Annotated in this window: 27 protein-coding genes; 19 read left to right on the top strand and 8 right to left on the bottom strand. The window is 69.7% G+C overall.

Annotated features, from left to right (window positions below):
* The 3 genes from argJ to FCU40_RS16275 all read left to right on the top strand — a co-directional run.
* Positions 1-1,275 (top strand): bifunctional glutamate N-acetyltransferase/amino-acid acetyltransferase ArgJ (argJ, locus tag FCU40_RS16285; protein ID WP_241693630.1); only part of this gene is annotated, 1,275 nt, incomplete at its 5' end.
* A 225-nt stretch (positions 1,276-1,500) separates the two neighbouring features.
* Positions 1,501-1,983: a hypothetical protein gene (locus FCU40_RS16280; RefSeq protein WP_168076308.1), complete on the top strand. Its 483-nt coding sequence runs from the start codon at positions 1,501-1,503 to the stop codon at positions 1,981-1,983.
* A gap of 61 nt (positions 1,984-2,044) precedes the next feature.
* Positions 2,045-2,566: a hypothetical protein gene (locus tag FCU40_RS16275; RefSeq protein WP_168076307.1), complete on the top strand. Its 522-nt coding sequence runs from the start codon at positions 2,045-2,047 to the stop codon at positions 2,564-2,566.
* Here FCU40_RS16275 and FCU40_RS16270 read toward each other — a convergent pair.
* On the bottom strand, positions 2,563-3,207 hold the full coding sequence (locus tag FCU40_RS16270; RefSeq protein ID WP_168076306.1) for a glyoxalase superfamily protein: 645 nt from the start codon (positions 3,205-3,207) through the stop codon (positions 2,563-2,565). The two genes, FCU40_RS16275 and FCU40_RS16270, sit on opposite strands and share 4 nt — an antisense overlap.
* Positions 3,208-3,447: 240 nt before the next feature.
* Between FCU40_RS16270 and FCU40_RS16265 the strand changes: the two genes are divergently transcribed.
* Positions 3,448-4,131 carry an ABC transporter ATP-binding protein gene (locus FCU40_RS16265; RefSeq protein ID WP_241693631.1) on the top strand — a complete coding sequence of 228 codons (684 nt, stop codon included), beginning with the start codon at positions 3,448-3,450 and terminating at the stop codon, positions 4,129-4,131.
* Complete coding sequence (locus tag FCU40_RS16260) at positions 4,128-5,684, top strand: hypothetical protein (RefSeq protein ID WP_168076304.1); 1,557 nt, start codon at positions 4,128-4,130, stop codon at positions 5,682-5,684. Before FCU40_RS16265 ends, FCU40_RS16260 begins: the two co-directional genes overlap by 4 nt.
* Positions 5,685-5,700: 16 nt before the next feature.
* On the opposite strand, the gene FCU40_RS16255 is transcribed toward FCU40_RS16260, so the two are convergent.
* Positions 5,701-7,944 carry a PAS domain-containing protein gene (locus tag FCU40_RS16255; protein WP_168076302.1) on the bottom strand — a complete coding sequence of 748 codons (2,244 nt, stop codon included), beginning with the start codon at positions 7,942-7,944 and terminating at the stop codon, positions 5,701-5,703.
* Positions 7,945-8,101: 157 nt separating this feature from the next.
* Positions 8,102-9,535, bottom strand: coding sequence for a DEAD/DEAH box helicase (locus FCU40_RS16250; RefSeq protein ID WP_168076301.1), 1,434 nt, complete (start codon positions 9,533-9,535; stop codon positions 8,102-8,104).
* Between the two features lie 445 nt (positions 9,536-9,980).
* On the opposite strand from FCU40_RS16250, the gene mutT reads away from it, so the two are divergent.
* Together mutT and FCU40_RS16240 are read left to right on the top strand one after the other, a co-directional pair.
* Positions 9,981-10,385 carry an 8-oxo-dGTP diphosphatase MutT gene (gene mutT / locus FCU40_RS16245; RefSeq protein WP_004621554.1) on the top strand — a complete coding sequence of 135 codons (405 nt, stop codon included), beginning with the start codon at positions 9,981-9,983 and terminating at the stop codon, positions 10,383-10,385.
* Positions 10,382-10,540 carry a Flp family type IVb pilin gene (locus FCU40_RS16240; protein ID WP_004621553.1) on the top strand — a complete coding sequence of 53 codons (159 nt, stop codon included), beginning with the start codon at positions 10,382-10,384 and terminating at the stop codon, positions 10,538-10,540. Before mutT ends, FCU40_RS16240 begins: the two co-directional genes overlap by 4 nt.
* Here the strand turns inward: FCU40_RS16240 and FCU40_RS16235 are convergent.
* Entirely contained in the window at positions 10,537-11,451 is a 915-nt protein-coding gene (locus FCU40_RS16235; RefSeq protein WP_168076300.1) for a methyltransferase domain-containing protein, read from the bottom strand. The two genes, FCU40_RS16240 and FCU40_RS16235, sit on opposite strands and share 4 nt — an antisense overlap.
* On the opposite strand from FCU40_RS16235, the gene FCU40_RS16230 reads away from it, so the two are divergent.
* From FCU40_RS16230 to FCU40_RS16215, 4 genes are read left to right on the top strand one after another with little or no spacing between them, the layout of a single operon-like run.
* Positions 11,450-12,232: a ComF family protein gene (locus FCU40_RS16230; protein WP_168076299.1), complete on the top strand. Its 783-nt coding sequence runs from the start codon at positions 11,450-11,452 to the stop codon at positions 12,230-12,232. The genes FCU40_RS16235 and FCU40_RS16230 overlap by 2 nt on opposite strands.
* 29 nt (positions 12,233-12,261) lie before the next feature.
* Positions 12,262-12,516, top strand: coding sequence for a glutaredoxin 3 (gene grxC / locus FCU40_RS16225; protein ID WP_168076298.1), 255 nt, complete (start codon positions 12,262-12,264; stop codon positions 12,514-12,516).
* Positions 12,513-13,346 carry a carbon-nitrogen hydrolase family protein gene (locus FCU40_RS16220; RefSeq protein WP_168076297.1) on the top strand — a complete coding sequence of 278 codons (834 nt, stop codon included), beginning with the start codon at positions 12,513-12,515 and terminating at the stop codon, positions 13,344-13,346. Before grxC ends, FCU40_RS16220 begins: the two co-directional genes overlap by 4 nt.
* Positions 13,347-13,365: 19 nt before the next feature.
* Positions 13,366-13,800 carry a DUF1178 family protein gene (locus tag FCU40_RS16215; RefSeq protein ID WP_168076296.1) on the top strand — a complete coding sequence of 145 codons (435 nt, stop codon included), beginning with the start codon at positions 13,366-13,368 and terminating at the stop codon, positions 13,798-13,800.
* A gap of 60 nt (positions 13,801-13,860) precedes the next feature.
* On the opposite strand, the gene FCU40_RS16210 is transcribed toward FCU40_RS16215, so the two are convergent.
* From FCU40_RS16210 to ubiG, 3 genes are all read right to left on the bottom strand, one after another.
* Positions 13,861-14,160: a glycine zipper 2TM domain-containing protein gene (locus FCU40_RS16210; protein WP_168076295.1), complete on the bottom strand. Its 300-nt coding sequence runs from the start codon at positions 14,158-14,160 to the stop codon at positions 13,861-13,863.
* 111 nt (positions 14,161-14,271) lie between these two features.
* Positions 14,272-15,264, bottom strand: coding sequence for a glycine zipper 2TM domain-containing protein (locus FCU40_RS16205; RefSeq protein WP_168076293.1), 993 nt, complete (start codon positions 15,262-15,264; stop codon positions 14,272-14,274).
* Positions 15,265-15,389: 125 nt separating this feature from the next.
* Positions 15,390-16,154: a bifunctional 2-polyprenyl-6-hydroxyphenol methylase/3-demethylubiquinol 3-O-methyltransferase UbiG gene (gene ubiG, locus FCU40_RS16200; RefSeq protein WP_168076291.1), complete on the bottom strand. Its 765-nt coding sequence runs from the start codon at positions 16,152-16,154 to the stop codon at positions 15,390-15,392.
* Positions 16,155-16,323: 169 nt separating this feature from the next.
* On the opposite strand from ubiG, the gene FCU40_RS16195 reads away from it, so the two are divergent.
* The 4 genes from FCU40_RS16195 to FCU40_RS16180 all read left to right on the top strand — a co-directional run bounded on the left by FCU40_RS16195 (position 16,324) and on the right by FCU40_RS16180 (position 20,080).
* Entirely contained in the window at positions 16,324-17,571 is a 1,248-nt protein-coding gene (locus FCU40_RS16195) for an aspartate kinase (RefSeq protein ID WP_004621540.1), read from the top strand.
* Positions 17,572-17,755: 184 nt separating this feature from the next.
* On the top strand, positions 17,756-18,220 hold the full coding sequence (locus FCU40_RS16190) for a hypothetical protein (RefSeq protein ID WP_004621538.1): 465 nt from the start codon (positions 17,756-17,758) through the stop codon (positions 18,218-18,220).
* An 18-nt stretch (positions 18,221-18,238) separates the two neighbouring features.
* On the top strand, positions 18,239-18,970 hold the full coding sequence (locus FCU40_RS16185) for an AraC family transcriptional regulator (RefSeq protein ID WP_168076289.1): 732 nt from the start codon (positions 18,239-18,241) through the stop codon (positions 18,968-18,970).
* A 186-nt stretch (positions 18,971-19,156) separates the two neighbouring features.
* Positions 19,157-20,080 (top strand): DMT family transporter, encoded by a 924-nt coding sequence (locus tag FCU40_RS16180; protein ID WP_168076287.1) that lies wholly within the window; start codon positions 19,157-19,159, stop codon positions 20,078-20,080.
* A 7-nt stretch (positions 20,081-20,087) separates the two neighbouring features.
* Here FCU40_RS16180 and FCU40_RS16175 read toward each other — a convergent pair whose 3' ends face one another.
* Entirely contained in the window at positions 20,088-20,441 is a 354-nt protein-coding gene (locus FCU40_RS16175) for a darcynin family protein (protein WP_004621530.1), read from the bottom strand.
* Positions 20,442-20,502: 61 nt separating this feature from the next.
* Between FCU40_RS16175 and FCU40_RS16170 the strand changes: the two genes are divergently transcribed.
* The 4 genes from FCU40_RS16170 to FCU40_RS16155 form a co-directional block, all read left to right on the top strand.
* A complete protein-coding gene (locus FCU40_RS16170) occupies positions 20,503-21,177 on the top strand; it encodes a TetR/AcrR family transcriptional regulator (protein WP_168076285.1) in 675 nt (224 codons plus the stop codon).
* 93 nt (positions 21,178-21,270) lie between these two features.
* Positions 21,271-21,663 (top strand): hypothetical protein, encoded by a 393-nt coding sequence (locus FCU40_RS16165; RefSeq protein WP_168076283.1) that lies wholly within the window; start codon positions 21,271-21,273, stop codon positions 21,661-21,663.
* Positions 21,664-22,020: 357 nt separating this feature from the next.
* Positions 22,021-24,285: a phosphoenolpyruvate--protein phosphotransferase gene (ptsP, locus tag FCU40_RS16160; protein ID WP_168076281.1), complete on the top strand. Its 2,265-nt coding sequence runs from the start codon at positions 22,021-22,023 to the stop codon at positions 24,283-24,285.
* Between the two features lie 158 nt (positions 24,286-24,443).
* On the top strand, positions 24,444-24,928 hold a 485-nt coding region (locus FCU40_RS16155), incomplete at its 3' end, for a helix-turn-helix domain-containing protein (protein ID WP_175582090.1).

Here is a 24,928-nt window from a genome sequence, read left to right as displayed (position 1 = left end):
CCCGCCGCCAAGCCGGCCGCCACGGGCGCGGGCAAGCCGGGCCTGGCCATATCGCCGCTGGCCGTGCCGTTCCCGGTCATTCCGCCGATCGCCGGCGTCGAGATCGCCACCGGCCGCGCGGGCTTCTACAAGCACGAGCGGGAAGACCTGCTGCTGATGCGCTTCGCCGAAGGCACCTCGGCGGCGGGCGTCTTCACGCGTCACGGCGTCGGCTCGGCGCCGGTCGACTGGTGCAAGCGGCAGCTGGCCGCCACCGGCGGCGCGGACGTGCGGGCCCTGGTGGTCAACGCCGGCTGCGCCAACAGCTTCACCGGCCGCCCGGGCGCGGACGCCGTGCGCCGCGTGGCCACCGCCGTCGGCAAGCGCCTGGACTGCCGCCAGCGCGACGTGATGATGGCCTCGACCGGCGTCATCGGCGTGATCCTGGACGACAGCAAGATCACCGCCCGCCTGCCCGAGGTCGAGAGCCGCCTGAAGGCCGACGCCTGGGCCGAGGCCGGCCGGGCGATCATGACCACCGACACCTTCCCGAAAGGAGCCTACGCCACGGCGATGATCGACGGCGTCGAGGTCAAGATCGCCGGCATCTGCAAGGGCTCGGGCATGATCGCGCCCGACATGGCCACCATGCTGGCCTTCGTGGCCACTGACGCGGCCATCGCGCCGGCGGCGCTGCAGACCCTGGTCAGCCTCTACACCCGCACGACCTTCAACTGCGTGACGGTGGACGGCGACCGCTCGACCAACGACACCCTGCTGCTGTTCGCGACCGGCCAGTCGGGCGCGCCGAAGATCCACCGGGCCGGCGACAAGCGCCTGGCCGACTTCCGGGAAAAGCTGGAGGGGGTGCTGCTCGACCTGGCGCTGCAACTGGTCCGCGACGGCGAGGGGGCGACCAAGTTCGTCAAGATCACCGTCAACGGCGCCGAGAGCCCGGCCAGCGCCCGCAAGATCGCCCGCACCATCGCCGAGAGCCCGCTGGTCAAGACCGCCTTCGCCGGCGAGGACGCCAACTGGGGCCGCATCGTCATGGCCGTGGGCCGCGCCGACGAGCCGGTGGCCCGCGAGAAGATCAACGTCCGTTTCGGCGATCTCTACGCGGCCCGCGACGGCCTGATCTCGGCCGAATACGACGAGGCCAAGATGAGCGCCTACGTCAAGAACGCGGAGTTCGAGGTCAGCGTCGACGTCGGCGTCGGCAAGGGCTCGGCCACGGTCTGGACCTGCGACCTGACCAAGCAGTACGTGGCGATCAACGGGGATTACCGAAGCTAGGGAGCCGTTATCTCCTTCGCTCACTCATAACGCCCGTCATTCCCGCCCTTGTGGCGGGAACCCCTGGTTCAGCTCATACGTGAGATACAAGCGGACTGCTGAGCAGTCCGCCTCCGCTGCACCTGCGGCGGACGGAGGGGTTCCCGCCACGAGGGCGGGAATGACGGGCGTAGTTTGAGTGGCGATCGTGCTAGGATCCCAACCCTGAAATACCGGAGTCTCCCCATGACCGACCTGACCCCCGAACAGGAAGCCGCCTTCCTGAATGACCTGGCCGATGTGTGCCGCTCGGCCGGCTATCGCGTCGAGGCGATCGATCGGGGCCTGGAGGTGTCGGGCGAGGACGAGGAGGACGGGGCGTTCTACCTGTTGCCTGATCACGGCTGGCTGCAGGCCCGTTGCCTCGTGCTTGACCCCGAGGACCTGGACGAGGCCCGCGACCTGACGGCGCTGTTCGAGACGGCGGCCAAGGCCCAGTTCCGCTTGATCGGCAGCCGCTTCGGCTTCGATCCCGCCAGCGGCCTGTGGCTGATCGAGGACCTCTATCCAGGTTTCGACGTCGCTCAAGTCCCGGCGGTGCTGGAACAGCTGGGCTTCGTCTGGGAAGCGCTGGAGGACCTTTTCCTGGGCGCGCTGTCCGGCGCGGTTCCGAGCGACGAGGCCTTCGACGCGGCCTTCGACCTGGAAGCCGCCACGCCCCCCAACTAGCGCCCGGAACCGATCGCGAAGCTGCGCCGTTCAAGGACCGTATTCCGCGGAGGGCGTCCTGATGAATTCGAAGCTTTGCCTAACAGTCGGCGCGGCCCTGCTGCTGGCGACGTCGGCGGCCCAAGCCCAGGTCAAGCCGCCGGCCAAGCCCACCGAGCCCGGCGGGCGTTGGGGCCAGACCAAGGAGAAGGCCACCGAGATCGGCACCCAGCCGGTCCGCGACGTCGGCCTCTCCAAGCGCGAGATCCCGCCGATCCTGGAGAAGGCTTATAACGACACCTACAGCGTCAAGGGCCTGAGGACCTGCGTCGCGCTGGCCAACGAGATCAAGGCGCTGAACGCCGTGCTGGGCCCCGACTACCAGGTCGGCAACGAATATTCCGAGAACCGCGCCGGTAAGCTGGCCGAGGCGGGCGGCAAGGCGGTGGTCAACAGCATCATTCCGTTCCGGGGGCTGGTGCGCGAACTGACCGGCGCGGCCCCGAACGACCGCCACATGAACGCGGTGGTCGACGCCGGCCTGGCCCGTCGCGGCTTCCTGCGCGGCGTCCACCTCAAGCAGGGCTGCAAGACCAAGTTCTAGCTTCCCGACGGGACGTCGTACTGCACAAACGAAATCACGTTGCCATCAGGGTCGCGCACATGGAAGTCCAGGCCGCCCCAGGCCTGGCGCTTCAGGCGCTGCGGAAACTCGACATCGCGCGCCTCGAACTCGGCGAACAGCGCCTTGACGTTGGCGGTCTCGATGGCCGCCAGGATCAGCGAAACCTCGCGTTCCGCCAACTCGGCGAAGTTGGGCGCGTGAACAAAGCGCAGGTGCAGGCAGACGCCATCGCGCGACACCGCGCCGTAGAACGGCGGGCGGCCATGCAGGAAGTCGATCGCGAAACCCAGCTTGTCGCGCCAGAACGCCGCCGAGCGGGCGACGTCGGCGACCATCAGAACCGGCGTCACGCCGGCCAGGCGCGGGGGCGGCTCGATTTTGGGCGGGTTCGGAACGTCGTCGACCGCGCGCTTCAGCGTCGCCCAGTCGAGATAGCCCGCCTCCACGGCGATCACCTCCTGCGCCAGAGTCAGGGGTAGGGGGGTATCGAGGATCTCAAGGTCGGTCAGGTGCGCGAAGCGGGCCAACTGGCGGACCTTGCCGCCGACGGAGTAGTTCCGTTCCGCGTGCCAAGACACGAGTTGCTTGGCCTTTTTGCGATAGGAGTCGAGCTTGGGCATGAGAGGCTCCGGCTGAAAAGGTTTCAGTGGGTGGGCCTAGCCCTTTCGGCGATGCGCCGACGCCTCCCGGAGAGCTCAGTCTGGATAGGCGAGGTCGATACGCGCTGTCAACGCCGAGCGCCGTGGCTTGCCACTGGCCTCGCAATCACGTTCACATGGGCGCGTGAGACTTGGGGGCGGTGCGTGACGGAAGCCTTGATCGTTCGGGGGCTGAACAAGACGTTCGCCAAGCCCGCTGTGATGGACCTCGACCTGACGGTCCGCGCGGGCGAGCTCTACGCCCTGCTCGGTCCCAACGGCGCGGGCAAGACCACTACCCTGCGGATGGTCGCGGGCTTGACCCGTCCCGACAAGGGCGAGGTCGAGATCTTCGGCGTCGACGCCCGCAAGGATCCGGCCGGCGCCAAGGCCCTGCTGGCCTGGGCCCCCGACGAGGCTATGATCTACGACAAGCTGACGCCGATGGAATATCTGGAGTTCGTCGCCGGGCTCTGGAACATCGAGCCGCGCGCGGCCAAGGCGCGGGCCGAGGCGCTGCTGGCGCAGTTGGGTCTGACCGCCGAGGCGGGGCGTTGGTGCGAGGGTTTCTCGCGCGGCATGAAGCAGAAGGTCGCCCTGGCGGGGGCGCTGATCCACGAGCCCAAGCTGCTGATCCTGGACGAGCCGCTGACCGGTCTGGACGCCGCCGCCGCGCGGCTGGTCAAGGACATGCTGCGGGCCCGCGTCGACGCGGGCGGCACGGTGATCCTGACCACCCATATCCTCGAGGTCGCCGAACGCATGGCCGATCGCATCGGCATCATCGCCGGCGGCCGCCTGCTGGCCGAGGGGTCGCTGGAGGACCTGCGCGGCATGGCCGGCCAGGCCAGCGGCCGCACGCTCGAGGACGTCTTCCTGCAGCTGACGGCCGAGGGTCACGCGTGATCCGCTTCCAGCCGGCCTCGATCCCCTGGCTCCTGGCCCACGAGCTGCGCCTGACCTGGCGCGGCTTCGTGTCCGGTCGCAAGAGCCGGGGACCGGTGTCGATGATCGCCCTGGCGGTGCTGGTGGTGATGGCCCTGATCGCCGGCGTCAGCATCGCCCTGGCCGTTCATGGCCGTGAAATCCCCATCGTTCCGCTGTCGATCGCCATCGGCGACTTCGTGCTGGCGGTGATCTTGACCCTGATGCTGTCGACCGGCCTGGCGGCGGCGGCCGACGTTCTTTACGAGCGCGGCGATCTCGACCTGCTGTTCTCCTCGCCGATCGCGCCGCGCAGGGTGCTGTTCGTCCGGGCCCTGGGCGTCGCGGTCAACGCGGCGACCTGGTTCGTGATCCCGGCGCTGCTGCTGGTCGGTCCCTCGATCGTCTACGGCCATCCAGGATGGGCGGGGCTGTTCGGCGTGCTGGCGGCCGCGTCCCTGGCGGCCACCGGGCTTGGCCTGCTGCTGGCCATGGCCTTGTTCTCCTTGATCGGCCCGAGGCGCACGCGCACCGTGGCCCAGGTGCTGGCGGCCCTGATCGGCGCGGCCTTCTTCCTGGCGACCCAGTTCCGCAACCTGCTCGGCAAACAGGCCAGCGAGAGCCTGTTCGCCCATATCGCCCGGGCGGCGGCGGACGGACGCTTCAAGCCGCCGCCGAACGCCGACTTGCCGCTGCGCGCGGCCCTGGGCCAGCCGATCCCTTTGCTGATCCTGCTGGCGATCGGCGTCGGGATCTTCCTGGTCGCCGTGCGGGCGCTGGGCCGCCGTTTCGCCGACGCGGCCGCCGCGACCCAAGGGGCGGAACACCACAAGGCCGCGCGGGGGCCCGCCCGCGCCTTCGCCGCCGGCGCGTTCCGCGCCACGGTGCGCAAGGAGCTGCGGCTGATCGGTCGCGACGCGGCCCTGATCTCGCAGGTGCTGCTGCGGGTGCTCTACATGGTTCCGCTGGCCCTGGTGCTGGCGCGGGCCGGGACGCACCAGCAGGCCTGGACGCTGGCGGGGCCGGCCGCGGCCGTGGCCTTCCTGGCCGGCCAGGTGGCGGGCAGCCCGGCCTGGCTGACCCTGTCGGCCGAGGACACCCCCGACCTGCTGGCCGTCTCGCCCACGCCGATGGCGACCCTGCGACGGGCCAAGCTGTTCGCCGCCCTGACGCCGGTGGCCGCCCTGCTGGCGATCCCGATCGGCGTGCTGGCCTGGTATCACCCGCTGGCCGCGCTCTGGACGGCGATCGGCGCGGGCCTGACCGCCTGGAGCGCCGGGCTGATCAATGTCTGGCATCAGAAACCCGGTCGACGCGCCGACTTCCGCCGGCGCCGGTCGGGCTCGGTGCTGGCCAACCTGGCCGAGATCGGCATCGCCTTCCTGTTCGCCGCCGCCACCGCCCTGGCCGTGGCCGGCTGGCTGGTCTGGGCCGTCATCCCGCTGATCGTCGCCGGCGCGTTGATGATGGCGCTGCGCCGCACCGACGAGCAGATCGCCGCGGCGCTCCGCGCGGCCGCGCGGAGCTCGAACTAGAGTCTGCCCGCAGCCTCTAGGCTTCCAGCAGCGCGCGGATGCGGCAGACCACGCCGTCGGGCTGGAAGTCGATCGTGGCCGCGCCCGACAGCTCCGCCGCCAGGCCGCGCTCGATCAGGCGCGAGCCGAAGCCCAGGCGGGTGGGCGGCGAGACCGGCGGGCCGTCTCGCTCGGTCCAGGTCAAGTCCAGACGCGGGGCGCCGGGCTCCGACGCCAGGGTCCAAGCCACCCTAACGCGCCCGTCGGACGTCGATAGGGCGCCGTACTTCATGGCGTTGGTGGCCAGCTCGTGCAGCGCCATCGACAGCGAAAGCGCCGTCTTGGGCGAGAGGCGCACCGCCGGGCCGGAAAGATCGAAGCGACCGGCGCCGCCGTGCAGGGCGGCGACGCGTTCGGTCACGTCGTGCAGATCGGCGCCTTCCCAGTTCTCGCGGGTCAGCAGGTCGTGGGCTTCGGCCAGGGCGAGGATCCGGCTGGAGAAGGCTTCCTGGGCCTGTTCCAGCGACCGCTGCCCGGTAAAGCTCTGCGCGGCGATGGCCTGGATGGTCGCCAGGCTGTTCTTGACCCGGTGATTCAGCTCGTTGACCAGCAGCCGCAGGTGCAATTCGGCGCGCTTGCGATCGGTGATGTTGACCACGGCGCCGACGAAGCGCTGGGCCTTGCCGTCGTCGCCGAAGAACACCTTGCCGCGCGTATTCACCCACCGCTCGACATGATCATCGCGGCCGAGGGTGCGGAACTCGACCGAGTATTCGGCGCGTATCGCGGGATCCCGCGCTTGGCGCATGGCGTCGGCCACGCGCGCCCGGTCGTCGGGATGGATGCAGGCCTCGAAGGTGTCGATGTCGATGGGCTGGCCGGCGCCGACGCCCATCATCGCGTAGCAGCGATCGGACCAGAACAGCTCGCCGGTCTCGAGGTTGAGATCCCAGGTGCCGACGTCGGCCGCGTCGACCGCCAGGCGCAGGGTCTCTTCCTGCCGCACAAGGCGATCGACGGCCTCGCGGTGCTCGGTGACGTCGGAAGCCACGCCGACGAAGCGCACGCACTTGTCGCCTTCGAAATAGCCCCGGCCGAAGACCCCGACCCATCGAACGGCGCCGTCGCTGTCGCGGCGGATGCGGTATTCGAGATTGATCGCGCCATCGCCGGCCGGATCGGTGGCGGCGGCCACGGCCGCTCGGACCCTTGGCGTGTCGTCGGGATGCAGCAGGCGCTCGAAGGTCTCCTGCGAGGGCGCCTCGTCGGGCGACAGGCCGAAGATGACGCGGGCGCGGCTGTCCCAAAAGCGCTGGCCGATGTGGGGCTTGTGGTCCCAGCGCCCCAGGCCGGCGGCCTCGGCGGCCAGATCGAGGTCGGCTCGCGCGGCGGCCAGCTCAGCCTCGACCTTCTTGCGCTCCGTGACGTCGACGATGACCCCGGTGTTGCGGGCGGGCTGGCCGTCCTCGCCCAGATAGGACTGGCCCCGGGTGTAGACCCATCGCGTCGAGCCGTCGGCCTGGATCAGGCGGTATTCCTCGGAAAAGGCGCCGCCATCCGCGGCGGCTTTCATGGCGACGTGGCGGATTCGCGCGCGGTCCTCGGGATGGATGGCGGGCGTATAGCTCTGGACGGGAAGGCCGGCCTCGGCGAACTCGGGCGCGATGTTGTGCAGCTCGGCGTAGCGGGCGTCGGCATAGACCTTGTTGGTCCGGATGTCCCACTCCCAGGCTCCGACCACGCCGGCGACCTCCCGCGCCATCTGATAGCGCGCCTGCGCGTCGCGCGTGGTCTGGGCGGTCGTTATGGCGCCGGTGATCTCGACGGCGGTGACCAGCACCCCGCCGACGCCGCCCTCGACTGTCTCGTCCGGAACGGGACTATAGGCGACCGTGAAGTTGGCGCTTTGGGGCGCGCCGTCCCGGACCAGGCGCACCGGCAGGTTCTCGAAGGCGAAGCCCCGGCTGGTCCCGCGCAGGATCGCCTCCTGGACGGCGCGCAGGGCGGCGCGCACAGGCGCCGGCGTCGCCGCGAACGGCGAGCCCAAGGCGTCTGGATGACGGTCCGCCAAGGTCGGTGCATAGGCGTCGTTATAGATCAGGTTCAGGGCGGGCCCCCAACGCAGGGCCATGGGGACGCTGGCGGCCAGCACCATCTCGGAGGTCAGTCGCAGGGCGGGGGACCAGGCCTCGCGCGGACCCAGCGGCGTTCTAGACCAATCGTAGGTACGGACGCGGGCGGCCATGTCGCCGCCAGCCGGCCTTTCGCCGTGCTCGCCCATCACTTAGACCCCCCATCCGGTCCGTCGACCGGTTGGACCCATGGTGCACCCATCGCGCGAAGGGATTCAAGGGTCGCTCGGGTAAACCGGCCAAGCCTGACTATCGGGGGTGGCGCTCGCCACCCCCGATATGGGGAAGTCTTTGCATTCGGCGCGATTAGTCGATCGGCGACCAGCGCTTCTCGGTCGGAGCGGCTTGCCGCTTGGGGCCTCGGAAGGCGTTGTTGGCCGTAGCGGCCTTCTGGCCTTGCGCGCCGCCGCCCTGACCCTTGCCTTGAGCCTGGCGGCCCTGGCCATTCTGCCCGCCGTCGGCGCGGCCCTTGGGGCCGCCATTGCGGTTGCGCTGGCGCTTGCGGCGCAGTTCCGACGGCACGTCGTTGCGCGGGTCGGCCTTGCGCGGGTCGACGTGCTTGTCGGCCGGGACCAGCTTGTCGGCGACGGCCGCGGCCGCCGCCAGCTGCTTGTCGTTGCGGCGATCGAAGGACGGGATCGTCTGGCGGGTGGCCTTTTGAATGTCCTTCAGCAGGCTGCGTTCGTCGTCCGAGCAGAAGCTGATGGCGATGCCGTCCTTGCCCTTGCGGGCGGTTCGGCCGATCCGGTGGACATAGGCCTCCGGCACATTGGGCAGCTCGTAGTTGATCACGTGGCTGACGTCGTTGACGTCGATGCCGCGCGCGGCGATGTCGGTCGCCACCAGGGCCCGCATCTCGCCGGCCTTGAAGGCCGCCAGGGCCCGCTCGCGCTGGCCTTGCGTCTTGTCGCCGTGGATCGAGGCGGCCTCGACGCCGGCGGCGTTCAGGTACTTGGCCACGCGGTCGGCGCCGCGCTTGGTGCGGGTGAAGACGATGGTGCGCGAGAAGCTCGAGTCGGCGAACAGCTCGGCCAGCAGCGGACGCTTGCGCTGGGCCTCGATGAACAGGACGCGCTGGTCGATGCGCTCGACCGTGGTGGCCTGCGGGGCCACCGAGACCTGCACCGGGTCCTTCAGGAGCTCACCGGCCAGCTTGCCGATCTCGCTGGGCATGGTGGCCGAGAAGAACAGGTTCTGGCGGTTCTTGGTCAGCTGGCTGGCGATCTTGCGGATCGGCACCACGAAGCCCAGGTCCAGCATCTGGTCGGCTTCGTCGAGCACGAAGATCTCCGTGCCCGAGACGATGGCCGACTTCTCGGCCATGTGGTCCATCAGACGGCCGGGGGTGGCGACCAGGATGTCGATGCCGCCGGCCAGGGCCTTCATCTGCGGGCCGTACTTCACGCCGCCATAGATGGTGTGGACCGACAGGCCCATGTGGACGGCGTAGGCCTTGAAGTTCTCGGCGATCTGGGTGGCCAGTTCGCGGGTGGGAGACAGCACCAGGCAGCGGAAGCCGCGGCGGGGCGCCGGCTTGCGGTCCTCGGCCAGACGCTGAAGGATCGGCAGGGCGAAGGCGGCGGTCTTGCCGGTGCCCGTCTGGGCGATGCCCAGAAGGTCCTTGCCTTGCAGGACGACCGGGATCGCCTGGGCCTGGATCGGGGTGGGTTCCTTGTAGCCCTTCTCGGCCAGCGCCTTGAGCAGCGGCTTGGCCAGGCCAAGGTCGGAAAATTGAGTCACGTGTGTTTAGTCTTTCATGCGCCAAGGAAAGCGCATGCGGTCTCGCACGGCTGGCCCCTCGGCTTCGGTCGGGGGAGCGCCCCGCGTGCACGGGCGATCGGGTGAGAAAAGCTCTCAAGGCGCTCGACAGGCTGGTCCGAAAACGGACCCTCACGCGGCTGGAGCGCCAATAGCGCCAATGTGGCGCGACGCCGATATCGCTTGTTGCGGCGCCAAAGTCAAGGAAGGGCCCGGTCTAGGCTCTCCTCCCCCTCTTGGGGGAGGGGGACCGGCGAAGCCGGTGGAGGGGGTCAGCGCCAAGGCTACGCGACACGTGCGGGCCCCCTCCGTCTCGCCGCGTATCCGCGGCGATCCACCTCCCCCAGGCGGGGGAGGAGAGGCGCTCGAGAGGGAGGAGAGGCGATCCGCCCTTGCCACCCGCGCCGGCCCGCGCCAAACCCCACCCATGACCAAGCCCACCGTCCTCGTCGCCGCCGCCGCCCTGATCGATGTCGACGGCCGGGTGCTGATCTGCCAGCGGCCCAAGGGCAAGCAGCTGGCCGGTCTCTGGGAGTTTCCCGGCGGCAAGGTCGAGCCTGGCGAAACGCCCGAGGAATGCCTGATCCGCGAACTCGACGAAGAGCTGGGGATCAAGGTCGCCCAGGCCTGTTTGGCGCCGTTCGTTTTCGCGTCGCACTCTTACGAGTCTTTTCACCTCCTGATGCCACTGTACCTGCTGCGTCGGTGGGACGGCCAAGTGACGCGTAAGGAGCATGAGGCGCTGGCATGGGTGAAACCGGACAAGCTCGCGGACTATCCAATGCCGCCCGCGGACGAGCCGCTGGTGGCCTGGCTTCGCGATCTGCTTTGAAGGCCTTCTGGTCCGATGAGTCCGGCGCGACGGCCGTCGAGCTCGGCGTTCTGGTCGCCCTGATCACCTTGGCGCTGGTCACGGCCATGAATGTCTTGAGCGGCGGCATGAAGACCAGCTTCAGCAAGACCTCCGCGGCGCTCAACGCGACCTAAGGGGCGGGTTTGTCCCCGGCCGGCCGCTCCTGGACGCCGAGCGCGTCGGCCAGGCGCATCTTGGCCGAGCCCGGGCGCAGGGGCTTTTGCTGGCTTTCGTGCGGCGCCCAGCCGGTGACCGAGACGATCTCGAAGGTGGCGGGCACGCGGCCGTCGGGCTCGGCGAAGCGCTCGACATAGATTTCCATCGCCCGAAACAGCACCCGGCGCGATAGCGGCTTTCGGGAGCGATCCAGCAGCACGCTGGTCTCGCCCATGGTCCGCAGGTCCCGCAGCAGCTTGATCGGGTGGGCGTAGCGCACCTTCACGCGATCGACGTCGGCGACGGGCAGGGCGAACCCCGCCCGCTGCAGCAGCCCCGCCGCGTCGATGGCGTCGGCGAAGGGCGAGACGCGCATGGACGCGCCGTCCGACAGCTCGGACTCGGCGGCCAGCAGGCATTGCCGCAGCTCCGTCAGGGTGGCCCCGCCGAAGATCGCGCCGACGAACAGGCCGTCGGGCCGCAGCGCGCGGCGGATCTGGATCAGGGCGCCCACCAGATCGTTGGTCCAGTGCAGCGACAGGGTGGAGACCACAAGATCCAGGGTCGCGTCGCCGAACGGCAGGCGCTCCTCGTCGGCGACGACGCGGGGGCCGCGGCGGCCGGCCAGCATCCGCGACGACAGGTCGGTCTCGATCAGCACGTCGATATTGGCGCGCGCGTCGCTATCCGCCAAGGCCTTGGAAAAACTACCGTTTCTCGCGCCGAGGTCGACGGCGACCGGAAAGCGTCGCAGGATCGTCTCCAGCCGCATGACGAGATCCTGGGCCGCGCGGGCCTTCAGGAAGTCGGCGGACCCGTAGTCCGGCGCGGCGCGATCGAGACGGACGCGATGCAGGGCGCGGTCGAAGAGAAGGGGCGAGGCGGTCATGCGCGCGGAACATGGCGACTTCCGACCGATATGGAAAGCCGGGCCGCGCCTGATGGGCCTGGGGCGAGGGCTGCTGGACCTTCTGCTGCCGCCGACCAGCCTGGACGGCGAGGCGGCGATCAGCGGCGGTCTGTCGGCCGGCGCCTTCTCCAAGATCACGTTCCTGGACGATCCGGTCTGCGACGGCTGCGGCCTGGCCGTCGCCTATGCCGACGCGGCGCTGGAGCGCTGTCCGGCCTGCCAGGCCAAGCCGCGCGCCTTCCAGCGGGCCCGCGCCGCCTGCGTCTATGACGAGCACTCGCGCGACCTGGTCCTGAAGCTGAAGCACGCCGACCGCGCGGACCTGGCGGGGCTGTTCGCCCGCTGGCTGTCGCGATCGGGGGCGGACCTGCTCGCCGAGGCCGACGCGGTGGTCCCCGTGCCGGTCCACCGCGCGCGTCTGCTGAGCCGCCGCTACAATCAGGCCGCCGAGATCGCCCGGCCGCTGGCGAGGATGGCGGGGCTGGCCTACCTGCCCGACGCCCTGGTCCGCCAGCGCGACACCGCCAGCCAGGGCGGCAAGTCGGCCTCGGGGCGCCAGCGCAACGTCGCGGCCGCCTTCGCCGTGCCCGCGTCGCGGCGGAGCCGGGTCGCGGGTCGCCGGATCGTGCTGATCGATGACGTTCTGACCACCGGCGCCACGGCCGAGGGCTGCGCGCGGGCGCTGTTGAAGGCCGGGGCGTCGCGGGTGACTTTATCGGTCGTCGCCCGCGTTACAGAAATGCGGGCGCGTCCTATATGAGGACCTCGTAACCCTCACGAGTCAGGCGCATGGCCCACGTCACCATCTACACCCGTCCGTTCTGCCCCTACTGCGCGCGCGCCCTGGCGCTGCTGAGCGAGAAGGGCGCCGACTTCACCGAGATCGAGGCCGGCATGGATCCGGCCTTGCGCCAGGAGATGATGCAGCGCTCGGGCCGCAACACCTTCCCGCAGATCTTCGTCGGCGACCAGCACATCGGCGGCTGCGACGACATGATGGCCCTGGACGCCGAGGGCAAGCTGGACGGCCTGCTGACCGCATGAGCGCATCGACGTCCCTTCGCGTTGGCCTGATCCAGACCCGCACGCCGGCGACCCACGCCGCCGCGCTGGCCCATGTCGCGCCGCTCGTGCGCCAGGCGATCGCCGAGGGCGCCCAGTTCGTCCTGACGCCCGAATGCTCCAACGTTCTGCAGCGGGACCGGTCCAAGCTGTTGCCGACCCTGACCGCGCTCGAGGACGATCCGGTCGTCAACGGCCTGCGCGAGATCGCGGCCGAGACCGGGACCTGGATCGACATCGGTTCGGCGCTGGTTCGCCGCGAGGACGGAAAAGCCGCCAACCGCCAGGTCGTGATCGACCCGACCGGCGCGATCGTGGCGACCTACGACAAGCTGCACATGTTCGACGTCGACCTGCCCACCGGCGAGACGGCGCGGGAATCGGCCACCTATACGCCGGGCGACGCCGCGGTGGTCGTCGACACCCCGCTGGCCAGGTTCGGCCTGACCATCTGTTACGACATGCGCTTCCCCGCGCTGCACCGCGCCCTCGCCCTGGCCGGGGCGACGGTGCTGACGGCGCCGGCGGCCTTCACCCGCCCCACCGGCGAGGCCCACTGGGATGTGCTGCTGCGCGCCCGCGCCATCGAGACGGGGTCGTTCGTGATCGCCGCCGCCCAGGGCGGTTTCCACGAGGACGGCCGCGGCACCTGGGGCCGCTCGATCGTCGTCGGTCCCTGGGGCGAGATCATCGCCAAGCTTGACCACGACGAGCCCGGCGTGCTGATGGCCGATCTCGACCTGCCCGCCGCCCTCTCGGCGCGGGCGGCGATCCCGGTCCTGCGGAACGCCCGGCCTTTCGTCGGGCCGTGAAAGTCCTGATCCTGGCGCCATGATCAAGTACGCGCTTCAGTGCGACGCGGCTCATGAATTCGAGGGCTGGTTCGGCTCGTCGGCCGACTATGACGACCAGGCCGCGCGCGGGCTCGTCGAGTGCCCGGTCTGCGGCTCGCGCGGCGTTTCCAAGCGGATCATGGCCCCGGCCGTCGCCGGCACCAAGGCCCAGCGCGCCGCGCCGCCGGTCGATCCGAAGATGCGCGAGATGATGATGGCGGCCATGGGCGAGGTGCGCCGGCACGTCGAGGAGAACTTCGACTATGTCGGCGACGCCTTCGCCAAGGAGGCCCGCGCCATCCACGAGGGCAAGTCCGAGGAACGCGGCATCTACGGCGAGGCCTCGCCCACCGAGGTCAAGGCCCTGGTCGAGGACGGCGTCAACGTCGCCCCGCTGCCGCCGGCCGCGCCGAAGAAGACGGACGTGAACTGAGGCGATCAAAAAGGCGCCGGACTCGCGTCCGGCGCCCTTGAAGCGGCGAAAGCCTAAGCCTTACCGATACCGGTACTCGTAGTGGCACTTGCGCTTGCTCTTGCCGATCTCGTGACCGGCGACGGCGCCGACGGCGCCGCCCAGCAAGGTGCCTTCGGTGCGGGCGCCGTGGCCGGCGACGGCGTTGCCGAGCAGGGCGCCGGACAGGCCGCCGATGATCGCGCCGTTCTTGGCCTTGGACTTGTCGCAGACCATGACGCGGTAACGACGGCCCTGGGCGTCGGCGGCGGTGACGGCCAGGCTGCTGACGGTGAAGCCGACGGCGGTGGCCAGGATGATGGCTTTCAGGCGGGCGCGCATGACGAGCTCTCCACGTGTTCTTGTTCGATCCCTCGGCGAACTAACGCCCAAGCTGGCGGCCGGTTTCCGGTAAAGTCGGAAACGCGACCGTCAGAGGGAAATCGGTCGTGATCAGCTTTCGACGCGGTAGCGGCCGTCGGCGTCGGGGCACACCCGCACATAGCGGGTTTCGACGCGGCCGTTGTATTCGGTCGGCGCCGGCGCCAGGCGGCAGCGCTCGCTGGCGTCGGCGTAGCGGCCGTCGCCATAGCGGTAGGGCTGGGTCTGCTCGTAGGTCCAGTAGTTGCCGCGCGTGTCGCACTTGGCCGACGCGTTGCCAACCGCCGCGCCGACGCCCGCGCCGACCAGGGCGCCCAGCACCGTGCCTTCGGGCTTGGCGTTGCGAGCCGCCACGTTCGAGCCCAGGGCCGCGCCGGCCAGGGCGCCGATCACCCCGCCGACCGTGGCGTTGCGCTTGGCGTCCTGGCGGCACGGATTGGCGACATTGGCGCTGGTGTCGATGCTGTAGGCGCCGGCATAGGGCGGGTTGGCGTAGCGGCTGGCCTCGCCCGGATAGCGGCGATCGTAGGCGCCGGCGTAGTGGCGGCGGTCATAGTCGTCGCGGGCGGCGAAATAGCGATCGCGGTCCCGGCGCCATTGGTCGTCATAGCCGCCGGCGGTGCTCACGCCGCTGACGCGGAAGCGATCGGCCTCGTCGGGGTGGCGGCGATCATAGGCGCCGTCGCCGTAACGGCGGTCGTAGTCGTAGCGGGCGCGCTCGTAATTGGCGCGGGCCCGTTCGAAGTCGGCCTGCTCGGAATAGTAGGCGGCGCTGTCGCGGTATTGGGCGACGCGGTAGCGTTGGGCGTAGCTGGGATAGCGGCGGTCGTAGGCGCCGACGCCATAGCGGCGGTCATAGTCGTCGCGCGCCCTCAGGTAGGCGGCGCGGTCGCGCTCATAGGCGGCCTGGCGGTCCTGATATTCGCTGACGCGTTCGTCGTAGTTGGCGCGCTGGTTGTCATAGGCCCGCAGATTCTGCTGGTAGCCATCCTGGGCGAAGGCCGGCGCGAAGGCGCTCAGCGCGGCCGTGGCGGCCAGGCCGATGGCCAAGCTATTGGAAGTCATGGTGTTTTCTCCGTTCCCTTAGAACGGATCGACGTCCGACCCCGACACGAGCCGTCAATCCGGGTTCAAGTCCCTGCGCGGAGGTAAAGCCCGCGCGAGGGTGAAGTTCCCGGAATCCGTGGGACTCAACCCTTGGTGACGGTCATCATGTAGTTGATGTCGACATCGGTCGAGCGGCCCCAGCGGCCGGTCAGGGGATTGTACGTCACGCCGAACGGGCCGTGCGTCTCGACCGGTTCGCCGGCCAGGAAGGCGCGCAGCTCTTCGGGCTTGAGGAACTGCTTCCAGTCGTGCGTGCCGGGCGGCACCCAACGCAGCACGTACTCGGCGCCGATCTTGGCCAGGGCCAGGGCCTTGAGGGTGCGGTTCAGCGTCGCGACGATCATCAGGCCGCCCGGCTTCAGCAGCCGCGCGCAGGTGCGCAGGAACTCGCCCGGATCGGCGACGTGCTCGATGACTTCCATGGTCAGGACGACGTCGAAGGGACCCGCGTCCTCGGCCAGCAGCTGCTCGGCGGTGGCGGGACGATAGGCGATCTCGAGACCCTGTTCGGAAGCGTGGGTCGCGGCGGTCTTGATGTTCTTTTCCGAGGCGTCGATCGCGGTGACCGAAAAGCCCAGCCGCGCCATCGGTTCGCTGAGCAGCCCGCCGCCGCAGCCTATGTCCAGCAGGGAAAGACCCTCGAACGGGGCGTTCGCGGACCCGTCGCGATCGAACCGCTCCAGGGCCTGCTCGCGAATGAAGGCCAGGCGGCAGGGATTGAACACGTGTAGCGGCGCGAACTTGCCCTTCGGATCCCACCACTCGGCGGCGATCGCCGAGAACCGCGCGACGTCGGCGGGGTCGATGCTCCAGGAGGGGGCGGCGGGGGAGGGCGCTGCGTCGGTCATGCGATCTGTCTATCACGCCGGGCTCGTCGCGCCACGGTCGGACAAAAAAGACGGCCGCGCGACATTGCCGTTGCGCCGTCTCGCCGTTAGAAGGCGCTTCGCTTGCGCGTGGGGGAGCGATCCGGCCGCGCGGGCGCAAGAAATAACCAAGTGTCGAGGTACCGGGGACGTGTCACGTCTGGTGATGAAGTTCGGCGGCACGTCGGTGGCCGACCTGGAGCGCATCCGCCGTGTGGCGCGCCTGGTCGCCGCCGAGGTCGCCACGGGTAAGCAGGTCGCGGTGGTCGTCTCGGCCATGTCGGGCAAGACCAACGAACTGGTCGCCTGGACCGACGGCGCCGGCCGCGCGGCCCAAGGCCTGCCGGAGTCGGACGACGAGTACGACGCCGTCGTCGCCTCGGGCGAGCAGGTGACCGCCGGCCTGCTGGCCATGACCCTGCGCAACATGGGCCACAAGGCCCGCTCGTTCCTGGGCTGGCAGGTGCCGATCATCACCGACGAGGCCCATGGCCGCGCGCGGATCGAGGAGATCCCGCCGGAGAACCTCGAAGCCTGCTTCGCCAACGGCGAGATCGCCGTGATCGCGGGCTTCCAGGGCGTCACGCCGAACCGCCGCATCACCACCCTGGGCCGGGGCGGCTCGGACACCTCGGCCGTGGCGATCGCCGCCGCCGTGAAGGGCGACTGCGACATCTATACGGACGTGGACGGGGTCTACACGACCGATCCGCGGATCGAGAGCAAGGCCAAGCGCCTGGCCAAGATCAGCTACGAAGAGATGCTTGAAATGGCCTCGCTGGGGGCCAAGGTGCTGCAGACCCGCTCGGTCGAGATGGCCATGGCCCATCGCGTGCCGGTGCGGGTGCTGTCGAGTTTCGTCGAACCCGGGGAAGCGCCCGGACAAGGTACGATCGTCTGCGACGAGGAAGAAATCATGGAAAAGCGCATCGTCTCGGGCGTCGCCTACAGCCGCGACGAAGCCAAGATCACCCTGCTGGGCCTGCCCGACCATCCGGGCGTGTCCTCGCAGATCTTCGGGCGCCTGGCCGACGCCAACGTCAATGTCGACATGATCGTGCAGTCGCGCGCGCGCACCAACGCCACGGCCAACATGGAATTCACGGTCGGCAAGCGTGACGCCGCTCGCGCGGTCGAGATCGTCCAGGCCGCCAAGACCGAGATCGGCTTCGAGGACGTCGCGGTCAACGAAGACGTCGCCAAGGTCTCGGTGATCGGCGTCGGGATGCGCTCGCACGCCGGCGTCGCCCAGTCGATGTTCGCGGCCCTGGCCGAGAAGAACATCAACATCCAGGTCATCTCGACCTCGGAGATCAAGATCTCGGTCCTGATCGACGCGGCCTACACCGAGCTGGCCGTCCGCGCCCTGCACGCGGTGTACGGGCTGGATCAGCTCTGATTTCGGCGGAGGGGAGCGCCCCCTCCGTCACGAGGCTTCGCCTCGCGCCACCTCCCCCGTTTCACGGGTGAGGAGGAACGGCTCCATCCTCCCTCGCGCGGCGGGGGAGGGGGCGCTCTCCGCCGGCTTAGATGAAAACGTCGCGTTCGGACGTTATGAAGGGTGCCCGCCCGAGAGAGTCCCCATGCCCGACGTCTTCAAGTTCGATCCCGAGGCCAAGACCGTCACCTTCCACGGCGACGCGGGGCTGGAGCTGCTCTACGACCTGTTGCTGCGCGCCAAGTTCGGCGACGGCTACGAGAAGCCCCTGCTGATCAGCCCGTGGCTGGCGGCCCTGCTGCGGCAGCTGGACCAGGCCCTGCCGGACGACGGCCAGTGGTTTCCGGAAAAGCCCGGCCAGCCGATCTTCGACACCGACGACCTGCTAGCCATGGGCGACGCGGTGATCGAGGAAGGCCACACGGTCGGCTGGTGGGCCATGACCGGCCCCGAGCGCCGCGCCTATCTGCGCAACGTGATCGCCGCGCCGCACCCGCTGACCGATCTCGAGGTCGAGTTCATCGAGAACGACATCGACGCGGCCCTCGAACAGGCCCGCCGGCTGGTCGCCGACGCTTCGGAGCCGTTGGCGCTGCCCGGTCACGGCTGACCGCGCTATGGTGGCCCCATGGGCCACGACCTGACCGCCCCCGCCGAGCTGTCGTTCCGCCGTTACGGCGAGGACGCGCCGCCGCACGCCCACGCCTTCGACCAGATCGTGTTGCCGCGCCGGGGCGTGCTGGAGATGGAGATCGACGGCCGGGGCGGACGGGTTGATCCGGGACGCGCCGCCGTGGTTCCGCCGGGCGCCCGGCACGCCTTCGCCGCCTCGGGCGAGAACCTGTTCGTCGTCGCCGACATCGGCGGCGCGCTGATGGAGCCGTTCGAGCATCTGCGCGAGCGGCCCTTCGCCCCCGTCACCGGCGCGGTGCGCGGCCTGCTGGACTATCTGGCCGGCGAGACGCCCGGCGCGATCGAGGCCGGCGTCGCCCGCCTCTGGACCCCGCTGCTGCTGCGCGGCCTGTCGGCGGCCCCGCCCAAGATCGACCCGCGCCTGGCCCGCGCCATGGCGATGATCGAGGCGCGTTACGACCAGTCCCTCGCCGTCCGCGATCTCGCCGCCGAGGCCGGCATGAGCCCGAGCCGCTTCTTCGCGCGCTTCGCCGAGGCCTACGGGACGACACCGCATGGCGCGCTGTCGGACGCGCGGTTGCGGGCGGCCCAACGGCTGCTGTCGGACACCCGCCTCTCGATCGCCGAGATCGCGGTCCGGACGGGCCATGGCGACCAGAGCGGGCTGACCAAGCGGATGAAGGCGGCGCTCGGGGTTACGCCGGGGGCTTGGCGGAAGGGGCGCTAGTTGATCCTCCCCCGCGCCGCGGGGGAGGTGGCCCGGAGGGCCGGAGGGGGCTAGTTCGGCACAGGTCCAGAAGGCCCCCTCCGTCGGCGCCGCCGACACCTCCCCCGTTTTACGGGGGAGGATCCGCCAAATCTCCGGGTGCTTTCGCCAAAGCCATGAGGCCGCGCGCCTGATAACGGCAGCCTGATGACGTCTTCTCGCAACATCCTCCTTGGCCTGCTGTGCGGCCTCGTCGCCGGCGCGTTCTGGGGCGGGGTGTTCCTGGCGCCCAAGCTGCTCTCCGACTTCACCCCGCTGCAGATGACGGCGGGGCGCTACATCGCCTACGGCCTCGTCTCGGTCCTGCTGCTGGCGCCGTCGTGGAAGACCGTGATGGCCAAGACGACCGTCCGGGACTGGCGCGACCTGGCCGCGCTGAGCCTGCTCGGCAACCTGATCTATTATGTCGGGCTGTCGATCGCGGTGAAGAGCGCGGGCGTGGCCCTGGCCTCGCTGATCATCGGCCTCTTGCCGGTCACCATCACCCTGGTCGGCGCGCGGCCGGGGGAGGGGACGCCCGTGCGGCGGCTGCTGGCGCCTCTGGCCTTGATCGTCGCCGGCGGGGCCTGCATCAATCTCGACGCCTTCGCGGCCGCCGGCCGCTCGGGAATGGGGCGAACCCTGATCGGCCTCGCCGGCGCGCTGTTGGCCCTGTCCATGTGGACCGCCTACGCGGTCTGGAACGCCCGGCGCCTGGCCGCGACGCCTCGGTTCAACAGCCACGAGTGGTCGCTGCTGACCGGCGTCGCCACGGGTCTGCTGTCGCTTGTGCTGGTGATACCGGCCTTCCTGCTGGGCGGAGAGGCCCACGCGCCGGCGGCCTGGGGCGGGTTCTGGGCCGTCGGTTTCGCCGTCGCGATCGGCGCATCGGTGATCGGCAACGGCCTGTGGAACGCCGCCAGCCGTCTGCTGCCGCTGTCGCTCTCGGGTCAGCTGATCGTGTTCGAGACCGTGTTCGCCCTGCTGTACGGCTTCCTGCGCGAGGGCCGCTGGCCGCGCCCCCTGGAGAGCGCGGCCATCGTGCTGATCCTGGCCGGCGTGCTGTGGTCGGCCCGCCGGCATCGGGCGTGAGCCGGCCTTACGCCGCCGCGCCGATCAGCTTGGCGTCGTAATGGTCGGCATAGGCGTTCTCGATCGCCGGGATGATGTCGACGATGTGGAAATAGTGGTCCCAGAACGGCGTCTCGCGCAGGCCCTCGACGATCGCGCGATAGGCCGCCTGGTCGGCGGTTTCCCAGACCAGCACGTCCGAGACGCGGGCGTCATAGAACTCGGCGTCGTAGAAGCGCAGCTTGACCGCCGGCTGGGCCGCCAGCAGCGGATCGATATGGGCGTCGAAGAAGGCGAAGCGGTCTTTCGGCGCCAGGGCCAGCCAGGCGGGCGTGGTCCGCACCAGCATGAAAAGCGTCATGGTTTGAGGTTCGGTGCTCATGGAGCGGTCTCCGGTCGCGGCCGTCATTGACCGCGCCAAAAATGTGAGCTTTTCATCACATATGGCCAACTCGCATCTCGACCGGGGAGGGGAAGATCCCCTGAGCCCCCGCAAACGCCCGCGCCAGAGGCGTTCGGCCGCGACCGTCGAGGTGATCCTGGACGGCGCGGCTCGCATTCTGGAGCGCGAGGGGCTGGAGCGGTTCAACACCAATGTCGTCGCGGCCGTTGCCGGGGTCAGCGTCGGCTCGCTGTACCAGTACTTCCCGGGCAAGGACGCGCTGATGGCCGCCCTGGTGCGCCGTGACGCCGCCCGTTTCGCCGCCGAGGTGGAGGCGGCGGTCGCCGCGCGTCCGGGCGAGGACTGGCGCGAGGCGGTGTCGCGCTTGATCGCGGTCGCCGTCGGACACCAGCTGGACCTGCCGAACCTGGCGCGCATCCTGGACTTCGAGGAGGCGCGCCTGCCGCTGGACGAGGAAACCGAGGCCGCCGAACGGGCGATGCTGGCGGCGATCATCGGGGTCCTGCAACGTGGCGGAGAGGCTCTGGCGGGTCTGGATCTGGTCGAGGCGGCCGCCGACCTGATCAGCCTCAGCCGGGCCCTGGTCGACGCCGAAGGCCGCAAGAGCGTCCCCGACCGGGAAGGGCTTTCGCGGCGTCTGAAGCGGGCCGTGTTCGGTTACCTGACCTGGGAAGCGGACGCCGAAAGCGGGCTTCCGAACCTAAACCCAACCTGAACGAAGGGTCCCGATCAGGTTCAGGCGGCGAGTCCTAGAACAGACATCAACAGCGCCGCGAACGGGCGACGCCTCTGGAATAGGAGCCCCGCCATGAACACCACTGGCAAGATCACCAAGACCATCGTCGCCGTCGCCATCACCGGCGCGCTGGTCGCCCCGGCCACCGCCGCCTTCGCCGGCGAGAAGACCGACCGCGCCATTGTCGGCGCCCTGATCGGCGGCGTCGCCGGCGCGGCCCTGGGCCACGGCAAGGGCGACGCGGTCGCCATCGGCGCCGTGGCCGGCGCCGCCCTGGGCGCCACGACCGCGCGCGATCACCGTCGCGACTACGGCTACGACTATCGCTACGCCCCGCGCTACGACAACCGCTACGCCTATGACCGCTATGGCTACGGCCGCTACGGTCACGACGACGGCCGCTACGGCTACGGCCGGGGCTACGACCGTTACGACGCCCGCTACGACTACGGTTATCGCCGCTAAGGCTGTCCGCTTAGCGCTCGAGTCCTGATCCCTCCCCGAGCGTTCAACCTGCGCCGTCTCCGCCCGGAGGCGGCGCTTTTTCGTTCGCTCGCACCTAATCGCCGTTCGGTTGTCGTCAGCGGCTATCGCGCTGGCGAAATCTGCTGTAGCCCCCATCTTGAGCGCGTCGGCGCCAGGCTTGCGACGGTCAGGCCGCTTCGGCGCACGCTCGGACTTTGAAGGCGAGGTCTGTTCATTTTGATTTGGATGGTTTCATCCAGATCGGACAGGCTCTAGAGGCGGACGTGGTCTTGACCCTCGGCGCGCGACGCCGGGCTAGACCTTCGTCCTTTGGGTTAGGGAGCGCGCTTTAGGCTCATGGCGGCATCCGGCATCGCCGTTCGAGGACCTCGCAGCCTGCTGCGGCAGATACGCGAGGCCATGGCCGGCGGCGGTCCGGCCCAGGCCAAGCTGGACATGGTGGTGCGCACCATCGCCGTCTCGATGGTCGCCGAGGTCTGCTCGATCTATCTGCGCCGCGCCTCCGGCGATCTGGAACTGTTCGCCACCGAGGGTTTGTCGCGCGAGGCCGTCCACGTCACGCGCATGAAGCCCGGCGAGGGCCTGGTCGGCGAGACCATGCGCCTGGGCCGGCCGCTGAACCTGTCCGACGCCGCCAGCCATCCGCAATTCTCTTACCGTCCGGAAACCGGCGAAGATCCCTACCACGCCTTCCTGGCGGTGCCGCTGCTGCGCGGCGGCCGGGCGATCGGCGTGCTGGTCGTCCAGAACCGCACCGAGCGGATCTATGACGAGGAGGAGGTCGAGGACCTCCAGATCATCGCCATGGTGCTGGCCGAGATGGTCAGCTCCAGCGAGCTCCTGGGCGCCGATGAGCTCAAGGACGTCGAGCTGGCGCCCCACAAGCCCGAGCGGCTGAAGGGCGCGCGCTTCGCCGAGGGCCTGGCCTATGGCGTGGCGGTTCTGCACGAACAGCCGGTCGCGCCCGAGACCCTGCTGTCCGACGACGCCCTGGCCGAGGAGGCCCGGCTCAACTACGCCATCGAGGCGCTGCAGACCCAGATCGACGAGATGCTGGAAGGCCAGCACGGCCTGGTCGGCGCCAGCTACGAGGTCCTGGAGACCTACCGCCTGTTCGCCCACGACCGGGGCTGGAACCGCGGCCTGCAGGAAGCCGTGCGGTCGGGCCTGACCGCCGAGGCCGCCGTCGAGCGGGTGCGTTCCGAGCACCGCGCCCGTCTGGGCCAGGCGCGGGATCCCTATCTGCGCGAGCGCCTGCACGATCTTGAAGACCTGAACGACCGCCTGCTGCGCCACCTGTCGGGCGACGTCCACGCCGTGCGGGTGCTGCCCGACGACGCCATCCTGATCGCCCGGAACCTCGGCCCCGCCGATCTCCTGGAATACGACCGCACCAAGCTGAAGGGCATCCTGCTGGAGGAAGGCAGCGCCGCCAGCCACGCCGGCATCGTGGCCCGGGCGCTCGACATTCCTTGCGTCGGCCGCCTGGCCGGTCTGCGAGACCGGGTCAGCGAGGGCGACCCCGTGGTGGTCGACGCCGAAACTCAGGAAGCCTGGCTGCGGCCGCGTCCGGACGTCGTCAAGGCGCTGAAGGTCCGGATGGAGGTCCGCGCCCAGCGCAAGGCCGAGTTCGCCCGCCTGCGCGACACCCCGCCGATCACCAAGGACGGGGCCAAGATCACCCTCCTGATGAACGCCGGCCTGGCGGTCGATCTCGACATCCTGGCCGAGACGGGCGCCGAGGGCATTGGCCTGTTCCGCACCGAGTTCCAGTTCATGGTGGCCGAGGAGCTGCCGCGCCTGGAAGCTCAGACCGCGCTCTACGAAAAGGTGCTGGAGGCCGCCAACGGGATGCCGGTCACCTTCCGCACGCTCGATCTCGGCGGCGACAAGCTGCTGCCGTACATGGAGCTGGAGCGCGAGGACAATCCGGCCCTGGGCTGGCGCGCCGTGCGGATGGGTCTCGACCGTCCGGCCCTCCTGCGGATGCAGATCCGGGCGCTGGTCAAGGCGGCCGCCGGACGGCCGCTGAAGGTGATGTTCCCGCTGGTCGCCAATGTCGACGAGTTCCGCGCCGCCCGAGCTTTCGTCGATCAGGAAGTCGCATGGGCGCTCAAGCGCGGTCGGCCCGCGCCCTCGCGGCTGGACGTCGGGGCGATGATCGAGGCCCCGTCGCTGCTGTGGCATTTGGACGCGCTGCTGCCGATGACCGACTTCGTCTCGGTCGGCACCAACGACCTGATGCAGTACCTGTTCGCCGCCGACCGGGGCAATCCCAAGGTCTCGGACCGCTACGACCCCCTGTCGCCGGCCGCGCTGCGGGCGCTGAAGACCATTCAGCAGGCTTGCGCCGACACCGGCACGCCGGTGTCCGTCTGCGGAGAAATGGCCGGCCGTCCGCTCGAGGCCTTCGCCCTTGTGGCGCTGGGTTTCGAGGGGCTTTCGATGCCGCCGGCCGGCATCGGTCCCGTCAAGCAGATGGTGCTGAGCTGCGATCGGGAGGCGGCTCGACGCAACGTTGAAGCCCTGTTGAAGGGCTCGGGCGGATCCTTGCGCGGAGAGATCGAAACCTTGGCGCGCAAGCTGTACGTGGCGGTGTGACGAAAGGCTTGGCCGTTAACCAAGCGTCACCGTTTAGTGCATTGAATCCCGTTACTTAGTCTGATATCTCGAAAACTTGTTAAGAACACCGTGCGTCACGGGTGGGGGAGTGCGACGCGCTTCGCGCGCGGCGCGAGTTTTCGGGGTCTCTATTTTTCATGCCGCTGGATACGGGCACCGTGGGGCGCTTGCACTTGGTCGCCGACGCCGACGTCGATGATGCGCCGGTCGCGGCCTATCAGCCCTCGCTGAACGAGGGCTCCGATCTTGGCGTGGCCCTCAAGTCGGCCCGCCAGTTCCGGGGGCTGACCACCCAGGACGTCGCCGACGCGACGCGCATCCGTCAGGCCTATATCGAGGCGCTGGAGGACATGCGGCTCGAGGACCTGCCCTCGCGGCCGTTCACCATCGGCTATGTCCGCGCCTATGCCGGCCTGCTGGGCCTGGACGCCGAGGCGGCCGTGGCCCGCTTCAAGCACGACGCGCCGGACGACGGCGCCGAGTTGCGCGCGCCGGTCGGCGTGCGCCGCGAGCGCGATCCGCGCCTGGCCCTGATCTTCGCCGGCGGCCTGCTGGTGGTCGGCGCCATCCTGCTGTGGAACGTCGCGCAGCACGCGATCACCAAGGTCGAACCGCCGCCGCA

The organism is Caulobacter sp. SSI4214 (assembly GCF_012184455.1).
Classification (GTDB): domain Bacteria; phylum Pseudomonadota; class Alphaproteobacteria; order Caulobacterales; family Caulobacteraceae; genus Caulobacter; species Caulobacter vibrioides_E.
The sequence above is the reverse complement of the archived record's forward strand: the minus strand, read 5'-3'. Positions and strand labels throughout refer to the sequence as shown.